This window comes from Microvirga yunnanensis (genome assembly GCF_025460875.1).
This window is the reverse complement of the sequence record NZ_JAMXFI010000006.1, coordinates 1-20,124: the sequence shown is the minus strand read 5'-3', so window position 1 is coordinate 20,124 and position 20,124 is coordinate 1. Positions and strand designations below refer to the sequence as shown.

The window sequence follows — 20,124 nt, the reverse complement described above, 5'->3', positions numbered from 1 at the left end:
ATTAAAGAACGCCAGAGCGCAACTGAGACCTGCGGCGAGCCAGATAGGCAGTGCCCGAACTCCTGCTTTCCGCAGCGATTTAAGTCATGCATCCAAAGTCGGCTTTGGGTCATCCTCTGCCAATCCGATGACCTCTAGGAACGTCCGGTTACGTAAGGATTGCTGCCCTCTGGCTGAGGTCGCAGGTGTGCCAAAAGGAGACCTTCCGGGGTCAGGTGTTTAGCCCGAGCCCAGAGTTTCGATCTCTGTTCACGATCGACGTCATTTTGCCTGTGGCGCCTTTCTCACTCCGAGGCGCAGGAAAAGCTAGATGCGCTGTTGATGTCCCCGGAGCCCTTGTACTTGGGCCACGTGGGATACTCACAGAGTGGGCGTGTCCGCCCTTTGGTCGCCGTCTTAGTCGCATCAACAACGATGGGGGCAGTCGGGGGAACCCCGTTCTCAACCCAGTTGTCCAGCGCAGTCAGGTTGTCCCAGGTCGGCGAAAACTTGCCTCCGCCATGGGCCAGGCCGGGGATGAGATAGAACCTCATGAACCCGTCCACCTTTTCCTCGCCCATCTTGGCAACGACACTCTTGTAGAGGTTCGCGTTCACATAGGGGCTTACGCTGGGATCGTCGTTCCCTTGAACCCAGATAATCTTCCCGCCCCGTGCGCGGAACGCTTCCCAGTCCGATTTCGTGGCCCCGATCTGCTCGGACAGGTGTACGATCCTGTCCTTGAGCGGCCCAGGGTTCCTGATGTCGAAGTTCAGCAGGCTGAAGTCGTCCCTGCGGGCAACGAAGCTCTGCATGAACTCGTGGGCCCGGCTGGAGTGGTGCGCGTTCGGACCAGACACAGGCGGCTCGCGGTAAGCCGGCTGCGAGCCGAGTTGCATCGTGATTCCCTCGAGACTGTTGTAGCCTTGATAGTCGTCGATGCCGTCGGCGAGCTTGTACGGCAGGGAGTAGCCGTTGTGGTAGACCTTGATCGTGCGCTCGATCTGCGCCGAGGTGAGACAATGCTCGGGATGTCCCGTCTCGCCGTTCTTGCACCTCAAGCCTTCGATGAAGGCATCGGACCTGCCGCGGCAGGCTTCCGGATTGCTTACCAGCCCATCGGCAGCGCCATCGAGCGCGTCGCAGGCCGCAACGGCATCCGCGGCAATCCTGTTCACAAGGCCCGGAGGAATCCAACCGGCCGAATTGTCGTCATAGACCGCGCGAGCCAACGCGGCTCCCCACAGCCGAAGGCCCACGAAACTGGCCGTGGGATAGTTGGTGAGGATTCCATCATAGGCGTCGGGCCACCGCATCGCCGCAGTGAGGCCTTCCCGACCGCCGGTCGACCCGCCGGAAAAGTACACACGCCGCGGCGTGGACCCGTAGCGTGATTTCGCGAGGTACTGGGCGACATCCAGTGTCTTCTTGATGTGCATGTAGCCATAGTTCAGCATGGACTCGTCGTTCATGCCGAAAGAAGCGTCATCAGCGTTCGGCGCCTGGTGGCCCGAGTCGCTGGCGAAGGTGATGTAGCCTTGAGCAAGCGGTGTCGGAACGGTGTCCAGGCCGAGCGTCGGCTTCGAAAGGGTATCGGGGATGCTGCCGTTGTAGCCTCCACCTCCCATTTGCAGGGCCTTCCGGTTCCAGTGTGTCGGAAGGTTCACTTGCCACAGGATCTTCGGCGCGTTGCGGTCGACAGGATTGATGGCCCCCCTCACCTGGCAAAACTCGCCGTTCGGGTTGTCGGCGCGTGCAGCCTCCATAAAGGTCACGTCCGTTATCTCCGCTCCTGATGTCGGAAGGCTGATGATCCCAGCATCAATCCTGAGGCTCGCCAAGCGTTCGCAGGACTCCTTGGCCGCCGCTGTCGCAGGGGCGGCCGAAGCCGTCCCCGCGTTGGCGCAGATGAATGCTGCCCCGAGAGCAGCGGCAGATGTCCATCGAATGATGGTCTTGGTTGGCACGTTGTTGCTCCTGCATTGCTCTGATGGTGGTGATCCTGTTCGGGTCATTTCTTGCGTGCCGCGACGACGAGGTCCGCGACCTTGAGGAACTCGCTGGCCGACACCTTCGGAGGCTCGAACTTCGTCTCCCCGAGGTTACGCGCAACGGAGAATTCATCCGTGACGGCGCGTCTGTGGACGATGACAGTATCGATCGCGGGCAGGACCAGAATGAACTGGCCAAAATTTCCGTTCGCGAGGAACGAGCCGGCCCATTCCGGAGCCGTGCGGCTTTCCGGGATCCACCAGAGATAGCTATAGCCAAGCGGCCCTTTCTCAGCCATGTCGCCTGCCTTGACGCGTAGTTGCGTGCTCTCGGCGACCCAGGCCGCGGGGATGATCTGTTGCCCGTTCCACTGGCCTTTGTTGGCCATGAGGACACCGAGGCGCGCCATGTCCCGTCCCGACAGGAAGAGGTGATAGGCTAGGTAGCGTGACTGGTTCTGGTAGCCCATCATGCGCTGGCGTGACGGATCGAAGTCCTGCATCTGGAGTGGCGCTGCGAGATCCTCGCCCAATGCTTGAAACACGGTATTGCCGGTCAGCTTCTCGAAGATGGCGCCGAGGACGTTGAAGTCCCAGTTGTTGTAGTGGAAGTAGGCGCCCGGCTGCTTTGAACCGCGTGGTGGTGTCGACTCGTCGCCACCCGGACTTCCAGCCGGGTGATAGACGCCGGAACTGCTGATCAGGAGGTCGCGAACGCGCGTTGTCTTCTCAATCGGGAGAAGACCCTTGTCCTCTTCAATCCCGAGTTCCGCGATCGTGCGGTCGAGGTCGATCGTGCCGTTCGCCACGTACTTCCCATAGAGCATGGACAGAACGCTCTTCCGTGCAGAGGCTAGGTAGCTCACCTGCTCGGTGAAACCGTAGCGGTACGCCACCTTGCCCGAGGTCACAACCATGAGCGAAGTCGTCGGAAGCGCATAAAGACTGCGTTCTACTGCGGCGAGACCCTCCCTCGTAAAGCCTGCTATTTCCGGTGATACGTTTTCCCAATCCTTGCCTGGAGATACGGGAGATGTTGCTGGCTGGGACTGAGCCTGAGCTGTTGTGGCATCGGCCAAGACGCTGAAAGCCGGTAGTCCGAGTGCGAGCCCTCGTGTGATAGCCCGACGGGTTAGCACGATTTTATCGGTCATTATGAGCGTTTCCCTTATTCACGGCTGAGGCGATGTTTTCGCTACTCTCAGCCTATGAACGAGAACGCTCATGGATAAATGCAAAGATCGGACCGATTAATGCGGGACATGCATTAAGTGGCTGCACCGTCAATCGCTTCCTACGGACAGGCGTGCTGATCTGCGTTCTGCCTCAGCCGAGCTTTTCCAGGTACCAAGAAGCATCTCGAGGAAACGTTCTGCTGCGGGGGCAAGACGACCGCCGCGCCGCCTGACAACGCCAATCGTTCGCGATACTTCCGGATTGCCGATCGACCGCGTCACAATGATGGGATGTTCGGCCTGGGGGGTCGCGAGCTGAGGCAGGACCGAGATGCCGAGCCCCGCCTCGACCAACCCGAGTGATGTCGAAAGGTGGGTCACCTCGTACGACCAACTCAGGCTTACCCCGGCATGCACGAGTGCAGCATCCAGCAGGATGCGATTGCCGCTGGTCCGGCTCACGGCAACCAGCGGTTGCCCCTCAAGATCCGACCATGCCAGAGCGTCTCGCTGCGCCAGTGGGTGGTCCCGTCGGCACGCCAGGACAAAGGGATCCTCGATCAGGGGTTCAAAGACCAGTTCCGGATCAGACGCCCCGAGAAGGTTGATGCCGAACTCGACCTCGCCCCGCGCCACGCTCTCGAGGCCTTCGTTCGCGGACAGGTCGAGGATCCGGAAGCGGATGTTTGGGTACTGCTCGTTGAAACGGGCAATGACGGAAGGCAGGAAGTAGAAGGCTGCCGTCGGGACGCAGGCCAGCGAAATCAGTCCTCGCCTTTCCCGGCCGATATCGCGCATCGCGAACAGCGAAGAGTCGAACTCGTCGAGCATGCGCCGCACGAGAGGCAGGAACTCTCGCCCAACGGTGGTTAGCGCCACCCTCCGGGTTGTGCGTTCCAGCAGCGCCGCTCCCACGGCTGCTTCCAGTCGCTGGATGCGGCGGCTGAGAGCCGGCTGAGACAGGTTCAGGGCCTCGGCTGCACGGTGAAACCCCTCAAGGTCCACCACTGCAACAAAGGCACGCAGATCAAGTGATTCGAAATTGATGCTCATACCGGATTAATAACACCGATCTTTGCATTTCAAAGTAGTTTCGAGATTTGAGATGGTCCACGGGCAATACAAACGATGGATCTGCCGCCGTGCACACCATGCTCGCCACCTCGAACAAGAACTCCCTGCGGGTCCCCTGTGTGCTCATGCGGGGCGGGACCTCGCGGGGGCCGTTCTTCCTGGAGACGGACCTCCCCGGTGATCCCAGCGAGCGTGACCGTTTCCTGATCGCGGCCATGGGCTCCCCCCATGGGCTCCAGGTCAACGGCATCGGCGGCGGCAACCCGATGACCAGCAAGGTCGCGATCGTCAGCCGGTCATCCCAGCCTGGGGCGGACGTCGACTACCTCTTCGCTCAGGTTGCAATCGACCGGGCCTTCGTCGATGTCAGCCCGAACTGCGGCAACATGCTGTCCGCCGTGGGTCCTTTCGCAATCGAGGCTGGCCTGGTTCCGGCCGAGATCGGCGAGACCACCGTTCGGATCTTCAACCGCAACACCTCGACCACGGTGGAAGCTGTGATCCAGACCCCGGGTGGGGTCGTGGAATACGAGGGCGAGACCGCCATCGACGGCGTGCCCGGCACGGCGGCGCCGGTCAAGCTGACCTTCCTGGACGCCCTTGGCTCCAAGACCGGCGCATTCCTGCCGACCGGGCACGTCCGCGAGTTCATCGAGAACACGCCGGTCACGCTCGTCGACTACGCCATGCCAATGGTGCTCCTCCGGGCGTCCGACCTGGGTCTCAGCGGCGATGAAGCACCTGACGAGCTCGAAGCCAATCTGCCCCTCCTGGACCGCCTGGAGGCCATTCGGCGGGAGGCGGGGCTGCGCATGGGCCTCGGCGATGTGTCGGGTAGTGTCGTGCCGAAGCTCGGGATCCTGTCCGCCGCCCGCCACGGCGGAACGATCACCTCCCGCTACTTCATGAACGCGCAACGCTGCCACAAGGGCCACGCCGTCACGGGCGCCCTGTGCATCGCCGCAACCTGCCGGCTGCCCGGCAGCGTCGCGCACGACCTCGCTACTCCCAGCCTCACGTCATTGGTGAACCTCGAGCACCCAAGCGGCCGGACCGAGATCGACCTGAGCTTCGACGCCTCCGGTCACGTCTCGCGGGCAAGCCTTGTCCGCACCGCCCGCAGAATCTTCGAGGGCAACGTCATCGTCCCAGCAAGCGCCGTTGCGGCGCCTCTGGAAGGGATGCAACACGGAGGAAACCATGCCTAAGACCATCACACGCCGACTGCTCTGTTGCGCGCTCCTGGCGGCATCCACGGCGCTCGCCACCCCCTTTGGCACGGCAAGCGCGCAGGACAGCTTCCCTGTGCGACCGATGAAGCTCGTCGTGCCGTATGCCGCTGGCGGTGGGACCGACGCGATCGCGCGCCTTGTGGCACAGGGCGTCGGCGAGAAGCTCGGCCAGAGCTTGGTCGTCGAGAACAACGGCTCCGCCGGAGGCAACATCGCCACCCAGCAGGCGGCGAAAGCCGACCCCGACGGCTACACCGTCCTGATGGCCAACCAGGGACCGATGGTGGTCAATCCCCACCTGTTCAAGAACGTCAAGATCGATCCCCTGACGGCCTTTGATCCCCTCACGCTCATCACGGCGGCGCCGCTGGTCGTCGTAGTGCCGAAGGCCTCGTCGCACGCGACGATCAAGGACCTGATCGATTACGCCCAAAAGAACCCCGGCAAGTTGACCTACGGTTCGGCGGGCAACGGTTCGGCAAGCCATCTGGCCACCGTCCTGCTCGCCCAGGAGGCGAAATTCCAGGCCACCCATGTGCCCTACCGCGGCGCCGGGCCGGCCGTGAACGACCTCCTCGGCGGTCGCATGGACTTCATGGTGACCACCGTGCCGTCCATCCTCGGACTCATCGAGAGCGGTGACGTGAAGGTCCTTGCGGTTACATCCAAGACCCGGGCCAAGAAGTTCCAGGAAGTGCCCTCCGTGGCGGAAAGCGGATGGCCGGCCTACGAGGCCACCGCTTGGTACGGGTTCGTCGTCCCGAAGGGCACGCCGAAGGACATCGCCGACAAGATCCGCAAGGCAACGGTCGAGACCATCACGAAGGGCGTCGTGCGGGAGCGGCTCGAGGCCGAGGGCGCGGAGCCGATCGGCAACAGTCCCGAGGAGTTCGCCGCGATGATGAAGGCGGAGTCCGCTCGCTGGGCCGAGATCGTCAAGAAGGCAAACATCTCCATCGACTGATCGATGGCACGAGAGCAGCACCACCCCCAAAGCCTTCGGTCCGAAGCGCCAGGGGTGGTGCTGCAAGCCGGACGGAAGACGAAATCCATGCAGACGGACATCGTCGTTGAAAGCGAGAGTGACTGCGTCCTCGGCGTCACGCACGCGGCAGACCCGGTTTACGCCTGCATCGAGGTCTCGCGCCGTTCGGCCAGTCCGACATCGCGAGTCCTGTACAAGATCCGATCCCATCCAAGATGCGGGGATCGGCTCACTTACGAACTCCCGGGGCGGTTCGACGATCCGATCGCCTGGGAGATGTTCGGGCTGGACGCCGTCAAGCACGGACGGCTGGTCGCTGTGATCGCCACCGTCTGGCAAGATGAACGGCCGCTGACGGCCATCGGGAGCGGGTGCTCCCAGCCATACGCTCCCTCGAGCCGCCGAAGGCTCCGTGTGGGATGTGATGCATAAGACCTGCAAAAGCAGGCACTCAAACAACAGAATGACAACCAGCGCCCACGTGGTGCGCCAGGGAGGTGAAACATGTCTGAAGCCATCTCAGGAGACTTGCGCCCGGCACGTGCTGGACCCGTTCGCTCCCCACAGTCCCTTGTTGCCGGACTGACGCTCGTTGCGCTCGCGGCCCTGGCGCTTTGGCTGACCAGTGACCTTGATCAGGGCACGTTGCAGGCCATGGGGCCCGCGCTTCTGCCGCGTTGGCTGGCCATCGCCGTTGGCCTGTGCGGACTTGCCCTCGTCGGAATGGGCTTCAAGACGGACGGCCAGGGACTGGACCGCTGGAGCCTGCGTGGCCCTGCCTTCGTGATCCTCGCGATCCTCGCGTTCGCCGTCACCATTCGGCCATTCCCGCTCGGCATGGTCACGACGCCGGGCCTCGGCCTCGCCATCGCCGGGCCGCTCGCGATCATCATCGGGGGGTATGCCACCCCTGAGGCACGCCTGCGCGACCTCCTGATCCTGGCATTTCTGCTCACGCCGTTCTGCATGATCCTGTTCGGGGACCTGCTGAACTTGCCGATCCCGATCTTCCCACAGGCGTTCGCCGATCTCTTCCCGGCATCGTGGTCGCAGAAGCAGATCCTGCGCCTGACGGCAGCCCTCTTCGCCGGCGGCGGACTGCTCGTACTCCTTCTTTCGCCTCGCCGTCACGCCAAGCCGGTTGATGTCGCCGACCACAGCGGGAGAATCTGATGGGTGATTTCTTCTCCAACCTCTCACTTGGTTTCGGGGTGGCCTTGTCCCTCCAGAACCTGGGCCTCGCCTTCCTCGGCTGCCTCGTCGGCACGTTGATCGGAGTTCTGCCGGGCGTCGGGCCGATCGCCACCATCGCCATGCTGCTGCCGATCACCTTCGGGCTCGATCCGGTCGGCGCGCTCATCATGCTGGCAGGCATCTATTACGGCGCCCAGTATGGGGGCTCGACCACGGCGATCCTGGTCAACATCCCGGGCGAGGCGACGTCCGTGGTGACCGCCCTCGACGGCCACCAGATGGCCCGCCAGGGCCGCGCCGGCGTGGCGCTCGGCATCGCGGCCATCGGGTCGTTCTTCGCCGGCACGGTGGCGACGCTCGTCATCGCGGCGCTGGGCAAACCCCTCACCGGCTTGGCTCTCCTGTTCGGCCCGACCGAGTACTTCTCGCTCATGGTCATGGGTCTGGTCTTCGCGGTGGTGCTCGCCCACGGCTCGATCCTGAAGGCGATCGCCATGATCCTGGTCGGTGTTCTGCTCTCCACCGTCGGCACGGATCTTGAGACCGGCGAAGAGCGCATGACCTTCGGGCTGCCGTTCCTGGCCGACGGCATCGACTTCGCCGTGCTGGCCATGGGCGTCTTCGGCATCGCCGAAATCCTGCGCAACCTCGACCACACCGAGCATCGCGACGTGGTGCGCCAGGCCATCGGCCGCCTGTTGCCGAACAGGGACGACTTCAAGCAATCCTACAAGCCGGTGCTGCGCGGTACCTTCATTGGCGCCATCCTGGGCATCCTGCCGGGCAACGGCGCAGTGCTGGGACCGTTTGCGGCCTACACGCTCGAGAAGAAGCTCGCCAAGGATCCGCGCCGCTTCGGCCGCGGCGCCATCGAGGGCGTGGCGGGGCCGGAGAGCGCCAACAATGCCGGCGCGCAGACCTCGTTCATTCCGCTGCTGACGCTGGGCATTCCGCCGAACGCCGTGATGGCCCTGATGGTCGGCGCCATGACCATCCACGGCATCATCCCGGGCCCGCAGGTGATGACCAAGAACCCGACCCTGTTCTGGGGCATGATCGCCTCCATGTGGGTCGGCAACCTGATGCTGCTCATCATTAACCTGCCGCTGGTGGGCATGTGGGTGCGGCTTCTGAAGGTGCCGTATCGGCTGATGTTCCCGGCGATCCTGATGTTCTGCGCCATCGGCATCTACTCGATCAATTCGCTGCCCACCGACGTGATGTTCATCGCCTTCTTTGGGTTGGTTGGTTACGCGCTGATCAAGTTGGGGTTCGAGCCCGCCCCGATGCTGCTCGGCTTCGTGCTCGGCAAGTTGATGGAGGAGAACTTCAGGCGCGCCCTCATCATCTCCCGTGGTGAGATCGCAACCTTCATCAACCATCCGGTGAGCGCTGGTCTGCTCATCGTGGCAGCAGTCGTCCTCCTGATCGCCTTGCTACCGTCAATCCGCAAGGGTCGCGACGAGGTCTTTGTCGAGGATTGAGTTCGAAGGACAAGCATCCGGCTTTGCGCTGGGAGTTCAACACGGGAGGATCCGATCGCAGGTCAATGGCATGCGCCCTGGAGCGATGCCGGCGAGAGCAGGATCCCTGGTACAGGAAGCAGACATGTCAGACGTTGGAAACACTGCCCCGATCCCTGCAACCCTGATCCCGGGTGACGGAATCGGTCCGGAAATTACGGAGGCCGTGGTCGGCATCCTCGATGCCCTCGGCGCCCCATTCAAGTGGGACCGCCAGCAGGGAGGCATGGCCGCGATCAAGGAGGCGGGGGATCCCCTCCCCGCATCCCTCATCGACAGCATCCGCCGCACCAAGCTCGCGCTCAAGGGACCCCTGACGACTCCGGTCGGCGGCGGCTTCCGGTCCGTGAACGTGCGCCTGCGGGAAGAGTTCGGGCTCTACGCCAACCTGCGCCCTGCCAAGACCATGCTGGCGGGCGGCCGGTACGAGGACATCGACATCGTGCTCGTCCGCGAGAACCTCGAGGGCCTCTATGTCGGCTTCGAGCACTATATCGCGGTCGGCGACGACCCGCAGGCGGTCGCCATCTCCTCCGGGGTCAACACGCGGTCCGAGGCCCGCCGCATCATACGGTTTGCCTTCGAATACGCGCTTCGCCACGGCCGCAAGAAGGTCACCGTGGTCCACAAGGCCAACGTCCTGAAGGCACTCACGGGCCTCTTCCTGGAAGCCGGGCGGGAAATCGCGCGGGAGTACGAGGGGCGTGTGCAAATGGACGAGCGCATCGTCGATGCCTGCGCCATGCAGCTCGTGCTGAACCCGTGGCAGTTCGACGTGATCGTCACGACGAACCTGTTCGGCGACATCCTGTCCGACCTGATCGCGGGCCTGATCGGAGGGCTCGGAATGGCGCCGGGCGCCAACATCGGAGAGTCGGCAGCCATCTTCGAGGCCGTTCACGGATCGGCGCCCGACATTGCAGGCCAGGGGATCGCCAATCCCCTTGCCATGCTGCTCGCCGCGGCCCTGATGCTGGATCATGTCGCATTGCCGGACCAGGCCAACCGGCTCCGTGCCGCCGTGCTGAGGACGCTCCAGGACGACGTGCGGACGCGCGACCTGGGCGGCACGGCCTCAACCAGGGACTTCACCACAGCCATCATCGCACGGCTCGAGAACAATGACTCTTAATCACGAACAGCACTAGACAGGAAAGTCATCTACCATGACCAAGGGTTCGGATCTTCTGGTTGCAGCCTTGGAGAACGAGGGTGTCGATCGCATCTTCGGGATCCCCGGCGAGGAAAACCTCGACGTCGTCGAGTCACTTCGCGCTTCCTCCATCCAGCTCGTGCTCACGCGGCATGAGCAGGCAGCGGCCTTCATGGCGGCCACTCATGGACGGCTGACGGGCCGCCCCGGCGTCTGCATCTCGACCCTGGGACCGGGCGCCCTGAACTTCTCGACGGGCGCGGCCTACGCGCATCTCGGCGCCATGCCGATGATCATGATCACCGGCCAGAAGGCGATCAAGACGGCCCGGCAGGCCCGGTTCCAGATCGTCGACGTCATCGCCTCGATGAAGCCGCTCACCAAGATGACGCGCCAGATCGTGAGCGCCGCCAGCATTCCCACCATCGTGCGGGATGCCTTCCGGGTCGCGATGGAGGAGCGGCCTGGTCCGGTGCACATCGAATTGCCGGAGGACGTGGCGGCCGATGAAGTCGATCCCAGCGCTGCCCCGATCATTGCGGTCCATCCCATCGAACGCCCGGTCGCCCATCCGGCGGCACTGGATCGCGCCGCCGAGATGATCCTGGCGGCCAAGCGGCCCCTCATCATGATCGGCGCCGGCGGCAACCGTCCCCGTCTCGTCGAGGCGCTGTCCAGCTTCGTGCGCCGCACCCGCCTGCCGTTCTTCAACACGCAGATGGGCAAGGGCGCCGTCACCGGCGGATCCAACCTGTACATGGGCACCGCCGCCCTGTCGGAGCGGGACTATGTCCACCGGGCGATCGATCAGGCCGACCTGATCATCTCGATCGGGCACGATACGGTCGAGAAGCCGCCCTTCATCATGGGCGACGGGGGCCCGCGCGTCATCCACATCGGCTTCACCTCGGCCAACGTCGAGCAGGTGTTCTTTCCGCATGCGGAAGTGATCGGCGATATCGGCGCGAGCCTTGCGTTGCTGGCGGATCGACTCGGGGGCAAGCTCGATCCGGATCCCGAACTCCTAAACCTGCGGCTGGAGATCCTGGCACGCATCAACGACCGCGCGGACGAGGACCGCTTCCCGGTCACGCCGCAGCGGATCGTGCACGACGTGCGCAAGGTCATGCCCGACGACGGCATCGTGTGCCTCGACAACGGCATGTACAAAATCTGGTTCGCCCGCAACTACCGCACCCATGTGGCGAACACGCTGCTCCTCGACAACGCACTCGCCACCATGGGGGCTGGGCTGCCATCGGCCATGATGGCGGCGATCCTGCATCCGGAGCGGCGCGTTCTCGCGGTCTGCGGCGACGGCGGCTTCATGATGAACTCGCAGGAGCTCGAGACTGCCATCCGGCTCAAGCTCAACCTGGTCGTGCTCATCCTGGATGATTCCGCCTACGGCATGATCCGCTGGAAGCAGGCCGTCGATGACTTCCCCGACTTCGGCTTGACCTTCGGCAACCCGGACTTCGTGCAGTATGCGCAGGCCTATGGCGCCAAGGGATGGCGCATCGGCGCGACCGAGGATCTCGTGGCGACCCTTGAGGCTGCCTTTAACGAGGGCGGCGTGCATGTGGTCGCCGTTCCCGTTGACTATGCCGAGAACACGCGCGTGCTCGTCGAGGAGCTGCGCGGCCACGTCCCTGAAATCGAACCGGCCTGATCGGAGGGCGCCCCATATGAACCCGTTCACCTTCCAGGTGCCGTCGAACATCCTCTTCGAGAGCGGAGCCTCGAAGAAGGTCGCCGAGCTTGCCGCCGAGTTTGGCGCACAGAGGATCCTGCTCGTGACCGACAGGGGCGTGCGCGACGCCGGCCTGACCCGGGCCGCCGAGGATGCCCTCAAGGCGGCCGGCCGAGACCTCGTCCTATTCGAGGACGTGGTCGCCGACCCGCCGTCCAACGTCATTGAGCGGGCCGTCGCCCTGTGCCGTGACGAGCGGATCGACCTCGTGCTGTCCATCGGCGGCGGCTCTGCGCTCGATACGGCCAAACTCGTGGCCTACTTGGCCAAGTCCGGTGACCAGCTCGACGACATCTACGGCGTCGGCCTGGCCAAGGGAGAGCGCCTGCCGCTCCTGCTCGTCCCGACGACGGCGGGCACAGGCTCCGAGGTCACGCCGATCGCCATCGTGACGACGCCCACGACCGAGAAGAAGGGTGTGGTGTCACCCCGGCTGCTGCCGAACTGGGCGATCCTCGATCCCGAACTGACTGTCGGCCTTCCGTCCCACGTGACGGCCGCCACGGGCATCGACGCCATGGTGCATGCGATCGAGGCCTATACCAGCCGGCACAAGAAGAACCCGATGTCAGACCAGCTTGCGAGGCAGGCGCTCGCCCTTTTGTCGCAGAACATCCGCGAGGTCTGCCGCAATGGGGCAAACCTCGAGGCACGCTCGCAGATGCTGCTCGGGTCGATGTTGGCCGGCATGGCGTTCGCCAACGCACCGGTGGCGGCCGTGCATGCGCTTGCCTATCCCATCGGGGCAATCTTCCACGTTCCGCATGGCCTGTCGAACGCACTGGTTCTCATGGGCGTCCTGCGCTTCAACCTGCCGGCCGCCGGGTCGCTCTACGCCGAACTGGCGCCGATCATCGATCCCGGGGCCAACGGTCTCTCCACCGATGAGGCTGCCAAGCGCTTCGTGGACGGCCTCGCCGCCATCTGCCGCGACTGCAAGGTGCCGGCATCGCTGGCTGAAGTGGGGGTGCGTGAGAGCGACCTGCCGCGGCTCGCGGAGGATGCGATGAAGCAGACGCGCCTACTCGTCAATAACCCGCGCGAGGTGACCTACGCGGATGCGTTCGCGATCTACAGCGAGGCGCTCGACGGCAAGCAGCGCCAGGCGACGGTATAACGGCAGGTCCACCGGAAGGCACTCAGAAGGAAGAGATCCATGAACCCATTTGAGAGCATGCAGGCCCTGACCGACCTCTGGGGCAAGGGCGCCCAGGCGATGGCCTCCGCCTATCCGCCGGAGGTCAAGGCAGCTGCTGACGAGATCAGCAAGGCCTTCGGTGTCGGCTACAGGCCGGACACCGCAGGCCTCGAGGAGGCACGGCGTTCGTTCGAGCAGGCTTGGTTGGGGGCGCAGGAACTCTCATCCTCGTTGTCGAAGGGATTGCAAACCGGCAATGGGTCGGCGCAGTCCGATCCGGTCGTCACCGCCATGCTGGCCAAGATCTTCGATCCCCGCGGCTGGATGTCGGCGACGAACGAGGTCGACGAGGCCCTTCAGCGCATGGCCGAGGGCCCGCGACTCGCCGATCTGTGGAACGTCGAGCGCCAGTTCGCCGAGGTGTTCAGGGCTTGGGCCAGGCTGCGCCAGCGCAGCTTCGAGCACAACAAGGTCATGCTCGACGCCTGGACCCGGGCGGCCGGCGCGTTCGCCAAGCGGCTGAACGAACGCGTCGAGAAGGGTGAACCTCCGCTCGAGTCCATGCGTGCGTTCCTGACACTGTGGGGCGAGACAGCGAACGAGATCCTGCTGGAGACGCAAAGGTCCGAAGCGTTTCTGGAAACGCAGCGTGAGGTGCTCAAGGCCTCGACCGATCTCAGGCTCGCACAGCGGAAGGTGGCTGAGTTCTACAGCGAGATGTACGGCTACCCGACACGGGCCGAACTCGATGACGTCCACAAGGCTGTGACTGAGCTGCGGCGCGAGCTGCGTGCGCTGAAGCGCTCCACTCCCCGCGCGGCGCCTCCGTCGCAGGCGCAGGAGAGGCCGCCCGAACCGAAGGCGTCGCAACGGCGAGCCTCGTCCGCCACGAAGACTGCATCCGCATCCAAACGGAAAGGTTCACGCTCATGAGCAAGTCGATGAGCCCGGTCGACATCAAGCCGGAACAGGTGGCCGCCGAGGTTGCCGCCTTGGGCGAGAAGCTCGCGCGCGGCGCCAAGCTCTTCCAGGATGTGCGCAACGAGGACGTGGCGATCGCCACCACACCGAAGGATGAAATCTGGCGGCAGGACAAGGTAACCCTCCACCACTACCGGCCGGTGGCCGACACGAAGGTGAAGACGCCCGTCCTGATCGTCTACGGTCTCATCGGGCGCTACACCATGGCGGACCTCCAAGAGGATCGCTCGCTCGTCCGCAATCTGCTCAACGAGGGGGTCGATCTTTACGTCGTCGATTGGGGCAATCCCTCCCGCGCCGACCGCTGGGTGACCATTGACGACTACGTCGACGGCTACTTGGCCGAGTGCGTGCGGGAAATCTGCGAGCGCCATGGCGTTGAGCGGATCAACCTGCTCGGCATCTGCGAGGGCGGTGTGTTCACCACCTGCTATGCCGCCCTGTACCCGGACACGGTCGAGAGCATGGTGCTGACGATCACGCCCATCGACTTCCACGGCGATACGGTCGAGAACCGCCTCGGGCATGGGTTCATCAATCTCTGGACCCGCAGCCTCGCACCCGAGGACATCGACCGTCTCATCGAGGCGCATGGCACCCTACCGGGTGACTTCATGGGCTCGATCTTCTCGATGATGACGCCCATGCGCACCATGCTGAAGTACAACCTCGACCTTCTCGAGGTGGTGGACGACGAGAAGAAGCTGCTGAACTTCCTCCGCATGGAGAAGTGGATCGCCGACCGCCCGCACCATCCCGGCGAGGCCGCCAAGCAGTGGCTCAAGGATCTCTATCAGGACAACAAGCTCGTGAAGAATGAGCTGGAACTCGGCGGCCGCAGGGTCGACCTGGGGAACATCACTTGTCCGGTCCTGAACGTGTACGCCAAGGACGACCACATCATCCCGCCGGCGACATCACGGGCACTCGGCGGCAAGGTCGGCACGTCCGACTACACCGAGCTGCCGCTCCCCGGGGGGCATGTGGGCGTCTTCGTCGGCGGCAAGTCGCAAGGCTTGTTGGGACCTGGCATTGCGCAGTGGCTCATGGATCATCAGCAGGATTGAACGGGGACGATCATGGCCTACGGCAGCAAGGTTGTTCCGGTCGAGGATGCGGTCGCCGTCATCCGGCCCGGCGATACGGTGGCGACCTCGGGCTTCGTCGGGGTCGGAACACCGGATGCGGTGATCGAGGCTCTCGAGGCGCGGTTCATTGAGACCAGCGCACCCCGTGACCTCACGCTGGTGTTCGCCGCCGCCCCCGGCGACGGGCGCGACAAGGGCCTGAACCGGCTCGCCCGGGAAGGACTCGTGCGCCGCGTGATCGGCGGGCATTTCGGCCTCGTGCCGAAGATCTCGCGCATGATCACGGACGGCGCCATCGAGGGATACAACCTGCCACTGGGCTGCATCTCGCAGCTCTTCCGCGAGATCGCCGGCCGCAAGGCGGGCCTGGTCTCGAAGGTGGGCCTGCAAACCTTCGTCGACCCTAGGGAAGGCGGCGGCAAGCTCAACGAGCGGACGACGGAGGATCTCGTCGAGCTGCTGTCGATCGCGGGCGAGCCGTGGATGTTCTACAGGGCGTTTCCGATCCAGGTCGCGATCCTGCGCGGCACGACGGCCGACCCGGACGGCAACATCACCATGGAGCGGGAGGCGCTGACCCTCGACAACCTGGCGATCGCCATGGCGGCCAAGAACTCCAAGGGCCTGGTGATCGTGCAGGTGGAGCGGCTCGCGGCTGCCGGGTCCCTCAATCCACGGCACGTGAAGATCCCGGGCTCGCTCGTCGACTGCGTGGTGGTAGCCTCCCCGGAGCACCATGCCCAGACCTATGCGACGGTTTACAACCCGGCCTTCTCAGGCGAGATGCGCGTGCCCGTGGACCGCGTCGCACCGCTACCACTCGACGAGCGCAAAGTGATCGCGCGGCGATGCGCGTTCGAGCTGCCGCTCGGCGGCGTGGTCAATCTCGGCATCGGTATGCCGGAGGGCGTGGCAGCCGTGGCCGCTGAGGAGAAGCTGCTCGATCTGGTGACGCTGACGGCGGAGCCCGGCATCGTCGGCGGGCTGCCGCAGGGCGGGCTCGACTTCGGGGCGGCCATCAACCCCGGCGCGATCATTGACCAGAACCAGCAGTTCGACTTCTATGACGGCGGAGGACTTGATCTCGCCTGTCTGGGACTCGCCCAGGCGGACCGACACGGGAACGTCAATGTCAGCCGCTTCGGCGACCGCCTCGCCGGGGCCGGTGGGTTCATCAACATCTCGCAGAATGCCCGGAAGCTGATCTTCGTCGGCACCTTCACGGCGGGCGGCCTGAAGGTCAAGGTCGGACAGGGGCACCTGACGATCGTGCAGGAAGGCCGCAGCCCGAAATTCCTCGACACCGTCGAGCAGGTGACCTTCAGCGGCCGGTTCGCGGCTGACAGCGGACAGCCGGTGCTGTTCATCACCGAGCGCTGCGTGTTCCGGCTCGGGGAGAACGGGCTCGAGCTGATCGAGGTCGCGCCCGGCATCGACGTCGAGAGGGACGTGCTCGCCCACATGGCGTTCGAACCGCTGGTCCGGGAGCCGAAGCTCATGGACTCGCGCCTCTTCCGCGCCGAGCCGATGGGTCTCGACGAGCTCCTGCTCGAGCGCCCCTTGTCGCAGCGGCTTTCCCTTGATGAGCAGGCTGGCGTGCTCTTCATCGACCTCGACGGCTACCGCGTCCGGACGCTGCACGACGTTGAGACCGTGCGGGAAGCCGTGGTGAGCCGGGTCGGTCCGTTCGGTCGAAAGGTGGCGGCGATCATCAGCTACGATGCCATTTCGATCGCCCCCGAACTCCACGACGCTTGGTTCGCGATGGCGGCCGACGTCGAGAGCCGCTTCTACAATCATGTGTCGCGCTACACCACGAGCGCGTTCATGCGCCTGAAGCTCGGCGAGGCTCTCAGCAGCCGGGACGTGGCGCCGCACATCTTCGAGACGCCGCGGGAGGCCCAGGCATCCATTGCCCTGCGAGCGGAGATGGACCGATGACGAGAGCGAAAGCGCAGCCGACAGGTGCAGTGCCGGAAGACTTGGGTCGCGAGCCTGACCGGACTGGTAACATCTTAGGCCTGTCGAAGTCGGGCTTTCACGAGATCGCCTACGTCGAATGGGGCCCTGCCGATACCGATGACGTCGTCATCTGCGTCCACGGCCTGACGCGGCAGGGCCGCGACTTCGATTACCTGGCGAGTGCGCTTGCAGCGCGGGGACGACGGGTCGTCTGTCCGGACCTGGCCGGCCGGGGACGGAGCGCATGGTTGCGGGATCCTGCCGACTACACCGTCCTGCAATACTGCGCCGACATGAACGCCCTCATCGCCCGCACCGGCGCGAGAACCGTCGATTGGGTAGGGACCTCCCTCGGCGGCCTGATCGGGATCGTGCTGGCGGGCCTTCCCGACAGTCCCATCCGGCGCCTCGTCATCAACGACATCGGCCCGGTCGTGCCGACGAACGCCCTTCATCGCATTGGCCGTTACGTGGCCGACATGCCGGAGACGTTCGATACGTTCGATGATGCAGAGCAATACCTGCGCGAGGTGCTTGCACCCTTTGGCAATGTCGCGGACGAGCATTGGCGGCACCTGACCCAATACAGCGTCCGATGGGATCCGGAGCAGGACCGTTACCTGACCTTGTGTGATCCGGCGATCCTCCAGGCGCTCAGGGCACCGGCTAACCCGGGCGCCCACCTCTGGGCCTACTGGGATGCCATCGGTCATCCCATCCTGGTCGTGCGCGGCCGCGAGTCCGATTTCCTGCCGTCCTACCTGTCCAACGAGATGGCACGTCGAAATCGCAATGCCATCGTGCATGATGTGCCGGGCTGCGGACACGCTCCGACACTCATGCCACGCGACCAGATCGAGGCGGTCGTGGGGTTCCTGATGCCCGAACGGAACACGCGGCCTTCCGGCCCCACACCCCAGCCCTGATGCAACAGTGTGGCTCCTCCCGAGCCAAGGAAAACGGAGCATTGTTATGGGAGAACTGCTGACCGCCGAGGCCCTGTCGGCCTTCCTCCAGGTGATCATGATCGACCTGGTGCTGGCCGGGGACAACGCCGTCGTGATCGGACTGGCGGCGGCTGGCCTGCCCAAGGAGCAGCGCAACAAGGCCATCCTGATCGGCATCGCCGCTGCCACGGTCCTACGCATCGTGTTCGCGCTTCTCACCACCCAGCTTCTCCAGATCGTCGGCCTGCTCCTCGCCGGTGGCATCCTGCTGCTGTGGGTGTGCTGGAAGATGTGGCGAGAACTGCGTGCGGGACATGCCGAGAAGGACCTCGAGGCCGAGGAGGCGCTGGAGGATCGCGACCTCGACCAGGACGGCCTAATCGCCGAGCACGCCCCACGCAAGACCTTCGCCCAGGCGGCCTGGCAGATCGTGGTCGCCGACGTGTCCATGTCGCTCGACAACGTGCTGGCGGTGGCGGGCGCCGCGCAGGAGCATCCAGTCATCCTTGTCTTCGGCCTGGGCCTATCGATCGCCTTGATGGGTGTTGCCGCCAGCTTCATCGCCCGCCTGCTCCAGAAACACCACTGGATCGCCTACGTGGGTCTTGCCGTCATCCTCTACGTAGCATTCGAGATGATCTACCGTGGCGCGTTGGAAGTCTGGCCGTTGATGTCGTGAGCGAGCAGCCATGGAAACCGACAGGATCGAGGTGCGCGAGGCGGTCATCAGGACGATCGCAGTGCCGTCGGACACCAACCCAGCCGGCGATATCTTCGGCGGCTGGCTGATGGCGCAAATGGATTTGGCGGCCGGCAACGCGACTGCCCGGCCGGCCCGGGAACGCTGCGCAACCGTTGCAGTCGACGGGATGGTATCTCACACCCCGGTCCATGTCGGGGACGAGGTCTTGGTCTGTGCCGACCTGATCTCCACCGGCCGCACGTCGATGAAGTTCCGGGTCGAGGCCTGGCTCCGCTCCCGCGATGGTGACGAGCAGATCAAGGTGACCGAAGCCATCTTCACGTTCGTGGCCATCGACAGTGGCTCCCGGCCGCGTCCTCTGCCGCCCAGTTGAGTCGTGGGGCTTCCGGCTCCCCGAGCCGATCAATTGATGCCTATATCGAATGAATAGGCCCGATAATTGCATTTACTGATCCGGTTTGGGTGAACTTGAACTATGCGGCATAACGGAATAACGGATGCCCAAAGTAGCTGCGGATTCGGCCGGGCGACCTGGCGAGCCGGCGCATGTGGCTGATGACGGCGCGCTTGAGGGCGGGCTTGCTGCGGGCGGGTGGTTTGTGCGTCACGGCGTGCTTCAGGTCCGCGTTCAGCCCCTCGTCCGGGTTCAGCTCCGGGCTATAGGAGGGCAAGTGGAAGACCTCGATCTGCTCTTGGTGCTCGGTCAACCAGTCCTGCACGGCCCGGGCCCGATGGACCGGCAGGTTGTCCCAGATCAGAAACACCTTGCCGCGGGCCTCCTGAATGAGCCGCCCGAGAAAGCGGATCAGGCTCGGGGCCTTGAGCGCGCCATCGAGCACCATCCAGCGCAGCTCGCCCTTGTTGGTCACAGCCGAGATCAGCCCCAGTCCCGCGCGCTTGTGGTTGGGGCGCACCACCGGCGTCCGGCCTCTGGGGGCGAAGCTGCGGCCGCGCACGTCGTCGGAGCGCAAGCCGGTCTCATCCTCCCAGAAGATCGTGCCCTTCTGCCCTCTGGCTTGCGCCACGATGGCCGGATAGTCCTGCCGCAGCCAGCGCCGTACGGCTTTTGGCGACTGCTCGTAGGCCCGGCGGAGCGGCTTTTGGGCCGTGAAGCCCCAACGCGCCAGGTAGGTGCTCATCGTACGCACCGCCAGCCGGACCCCACACTGCCGCTCGATCAGCATCCGCACCGCTGCCCGGCTCCACAGGGCAAAGGGCAGACCGAGTTCGTCAGGTGTGTGCCGCC

Annotated in this window: 17 protein-coding genes; 13 read left to right on the top strand and 4 right to left on the bottom strand. The window is 64.5% G+C overall.

Annotated elements, in window-relative coordinates; all coding sequences use genetic code 11:
* Window positions 1-284: 284 nt before the first annotated feature.
* From NF876_RS04595 to NF876_RS04585, 3 genes are all read right to left on the bottom strand, one after another.
* On the bottom strand, window positions 285-1,946 hold the full coding sequence (locus NF876_RS04595) for a tannase/feruloyl esterase family alpha/beta hydrolase (RefSeq protein ID WP_262267672.1): 1,662 nt from the start codon (window positions 1,944-1,946) through the stop codon (window positions 285-287).
* A 44-nt stretch (window positions 1,947-1,990) separates the two neighbouring features.
* Window positions 1,991-3,049: a serine hydrolase domain-containing protein gene (locus NF876_RS04590; RefSeq protein WP_262267797.1), complete on the bottom strand. Its 1,059-nt coding sequence runs from the start codon at window positions 3,047-3,049 to the stop codon at window positions 1,991-1,993.
* Between the two features lie 204 nt (window positions 3,050-3,253).
* The gene (locus tag NF876_RS04585) at window positions 3,254-4,198 is read right to left on the bottom strand and encodes a LysR family transcriptional regulator (protein WP_262267671.1); all 945 of its coding nucleotides are present in this window, start codon (window positions 4,196-4,198) and stop codon (window positions 3,254-3,256) included.
* Window positions 4,199-4,296: 98 nt separating this feature from the next.
* Here NF876_RS04585 and NF876_RS04580 point away from each other — a divergent pair, with 98 nt between their 5' ends.
* The 13 genes from NF876_RS04580 to NF876_RS04520 all read left to right on the top strand — a co-directional run bounded on the left by NF876_RS04580 (window position 4,297) and on the right by NF876_RS04520 (window position 19,251).
* A complete protein-coding gene (locus tag NF876_RS04580) occupies window positions 4,297-5,427 on the top strand; it encodes a 4-oxalomesaconate tautomerase (RefSeq protein ID WP_262267796.1) in 1,131 nt (376 codons plus the stop codon).
* Window positions 5,420-6,415, top strand: coding sequence for a Bug family tripartite tricarboxylate transporter substrate binding protein (locus tag NF876_RS04575; RefSeq protein ID WP_262267670.1), 996 nt, complete (start codon window positions 5,420-5,422; stop codon window positions 6,413-6,415). Before NF876_RS04580 ends, NF876_RS04575 begins: the two co-directional genes overlap by 8 nt.
* Window positions 6,416-6,940: 525 nt before the next feature.
* Complete coding sequence (locus NF876_RS04570; RefSeq protein ID WP_262267669.1) at window positions 6,941-7,609, top strand: tripartite tricarboxylate transporter TctB family protein; 669 nt, start codon at window positions 6,941-6,943, stop codon at window positions 7,607-7,609.
* Window positions 7,609-9,114, top strand: a complete 1,506-nt coding sequence (locus tag NF876_RS04565) for a tripartite tricarboxylate transporter permease (protein WP_262267668.1) — start codon at window positions 7,609-7,611, stop codon at window positions 9,112-9,114. Before NF876_RS04570 ends, NF876_RS04565 begins: the two co-directional genes overlap by 1 nt.
* Before the next feature lie 124 nt (window positions 9,115-9,238).
* Complete coding sequence (locus NF876_RS04560) at window positions 9,239-10,285, top strand: isocitrate/isopropylmalate dehydrogenase family protein (protein ID WP_262267667.1); 1,047 nt, start codon at window positions 9,239-9,241, stop codon at window positions 10,283-10,285.
* A gap of 34 nt (window positions 10,286-10,319) precedes the next feature.
* Complete coding sequence (locus NF876_RS04555) at window positions 10,320-11,978, top strand: acetolactate synthase large subunit (protein WP_262267666.1); 1,659 nt, start codon at window positions 10,320-10,322, stop codon at window positions 11,976-11,978.
* Between the two features lie 16 nt (window positions 11,979-11,994).
* Window positions 11,995-13,176, top strand: a complete 1,182-nt coding sequence (locus NF876_RS04550) for an iron-containing alcohol dehydrogenase (protein ID WP_262267665.1) — start codon at window positions 11,995-11,997, stop codon at window positions 13,174-13,176.
* A 39-nt stretch (window positions 13,177-13,215) separates the two neighbouring features.
* On the top strand, window positions 13,216-14,130 hold the full coding sequence (locus NF876_RS04545) for a poly(R)-hydroxyalkanoic acid synthase subunit PhaE (protein WP_262267664.1): 915 nt from the start codon (window positions 13,216-13,218) through the stop codon (window positions 14,128-14,130).
* The gene (gene phaC, locus NF876_RS04540) at window positions 14,127-15,245 is read left to right on the top strand and encodes a class III poly(R)-hydroxyalkanoic acid synthase subunit PhaC (protein WP_262267663.1); all 1,119 of its coding nucleotides are present in this window, start codon (window positions 14,127-14,129) and stop codon (window positions 15,243-15,245) included. The genes NF876_RS04545 and phaC overlap by 4 nt, the downstream gene beginning before the upstream one ends.
* 12 nt (window positions 15,246-15,257) lie before the next feature.
* Window positions 15,258-17,207 (top strand): acyl CoA:acetate/3-ketoacid CoA transferase, encoded by a 1,950-nt coding sequence (locus NF876_RS04535; RefSeq protein WP_262267662.1) that lies wholly within the window; start codon window positions 15,258-15,260, stop codon window positions 17,205-17,207.
* Complete coding sequence (locus NF876_RS04530) at window positions 17,204-18,154, top strand: alpha/beta fold hydrolase (RefSeq protein WP_262267661.1); 951 nt, start codon at window positions 17,204-17,206, stop codon at window positions 18,152-18,154. Before NF876_RS04535 ends, NF876_RS04530 begins: the two co-directional genes overlap by 4 nt.
* A gap of 46 nt (window positions 18,155-18,200) precedes the next feature.
* Window positions 18,201-18,854, top strand: a complete 654-nt coding sequence (locus NF876_RS04525; RefSeq protein WP_262267660.1) for a TerC family protein — start codon at window positions 18,201-18,203, stop codon at window positions 18,852-18,854.
* A 10-nt stretch (window positions 18,855-18,864) separates the two neighbouring features.
* Window positions 18,865-19,251, top strand: coding sequence for an acyl-CoA thioesterase (locus NF876_RS04520; RefSeq protein WP_262267659.1), 387 nt, complete (start codon window positions 18,865-18,867; stop codon window positions 19,249-19,251).
* 100 nt (window positions 19,252-19,351) lie between these two features.
* On the opposite strand, the gene NF876_RS04515 is transcribed toward NF876_RS04520, so the two are convergent.
* Window positions 19,352-20,124: IS630 family transposase (locus NF876_RS04515; RefSeq protein ID WP_262267658.1), on the bottom strand; the 773-nt coding region annotated here is incomplete at its 5' end.

Excerpts from the sequence above, each read along its gene's own strand:
- NF876_RS04585 (WP_262267671.1), bottom strand. The coding sequence starts at position 4,198 with ATGAGCATCAATTTCGAATCACTTGATCTGCGTGCCTTTGTTGCAGTG.
- NF876_RS04580 (WP_262267796.1), top strand. The coding sequence starts at position 4,297 with ATGCTCGCCACCTCGAACAAGAACTCCCTGCGGGTCCCCTGTGTGCTC.
- NF876_RS04575 (WP_262267670.1), top strand. The coding sequence starts at position 5,420 with ATGCCTAAGACCATCACACGCCGACTGCTCTGTTGCGCGCTCCTGGCG.
- NF876_RS04570 (WP_262267669.1), top strand. The coding sequence starts at position 6,941 with ATGTCTGAAGCCATCTCAGGAGACTTGCGCCCGGCACGTGCTGGACCC.
- NF876_RS04565 (WP_262267668.1), top strand. The coding sequence starts at position 7,609 with ATGGGTGATTTCTTCTCCAACCTCTCACTTGGTTTCGGGGTGGCCTTG.
- NF876_RS04560 (WP_262267667.1), top strand. The coding sequence starts at position 9,239 with ATGTCAGACGTTGGAAACACTGCCCCGATCCCTGCAACCCTGATCCCG.
- NF876_RS04555 (WP_262267666.1), top strand. The coding sequence starts at position 10,320 with ATGACCAAGGGTTCGGATCTTCTGGTTGCAGCCTTGGAGAACGAGGGT.
- NF876_RS04550 (WP_262267665.1), top strand. The coding sequence starts at position 11,995 with ATGAACCCGTTCACCTTCCAGGTGCCGTCGAACATCCTCTTCGAGAGC.
- NF876_RS04545 (WP_262267664.1), top strand. The coding sequence starts at position 13,216 with ATGAACCCATTTGAGAGCATGCAGGCCCTGACCGACCTCTGGGGCAAG.
- phaC (WP_262267663.1), top strand. The coding sequence starts at position 14,127 with ATGAGCAAGTCGATGAGCCCGGTCGACATCAAGCCGGAACAGGTGGCC.
- NF876_RS04535 (WP_262267662.1), top strand. The coding sequence starts at position 15,258 with ATGGCCTACGGCAGCAAGGTTGTTCCGGTCGAGGATGCGGTCGCCGTC.
- NF876_RS04530 (WP_262267661.1), top strand. The coding sequence starts at position 17,204 with ATGACGAGAGCGAAAGCGCAGCCGACAGGTGCAGTGCCGGAAGACTTG.
- NF876_RS04525 (WP_262267660.1), top strand. The coding sequence starts at position 18,201 with ATGGGAGAACTGCTGACCGCCGAGGCCCTGTCGGCCTTCCTCCAGGTG.
- NF876_RS04520 (WP_262267659.1), top strand. The coding sequence starts at position 18,865 with ATGGAAACCGACAGGATCGAGGTGCGCGAGGCGGTCATCAGGACGATC.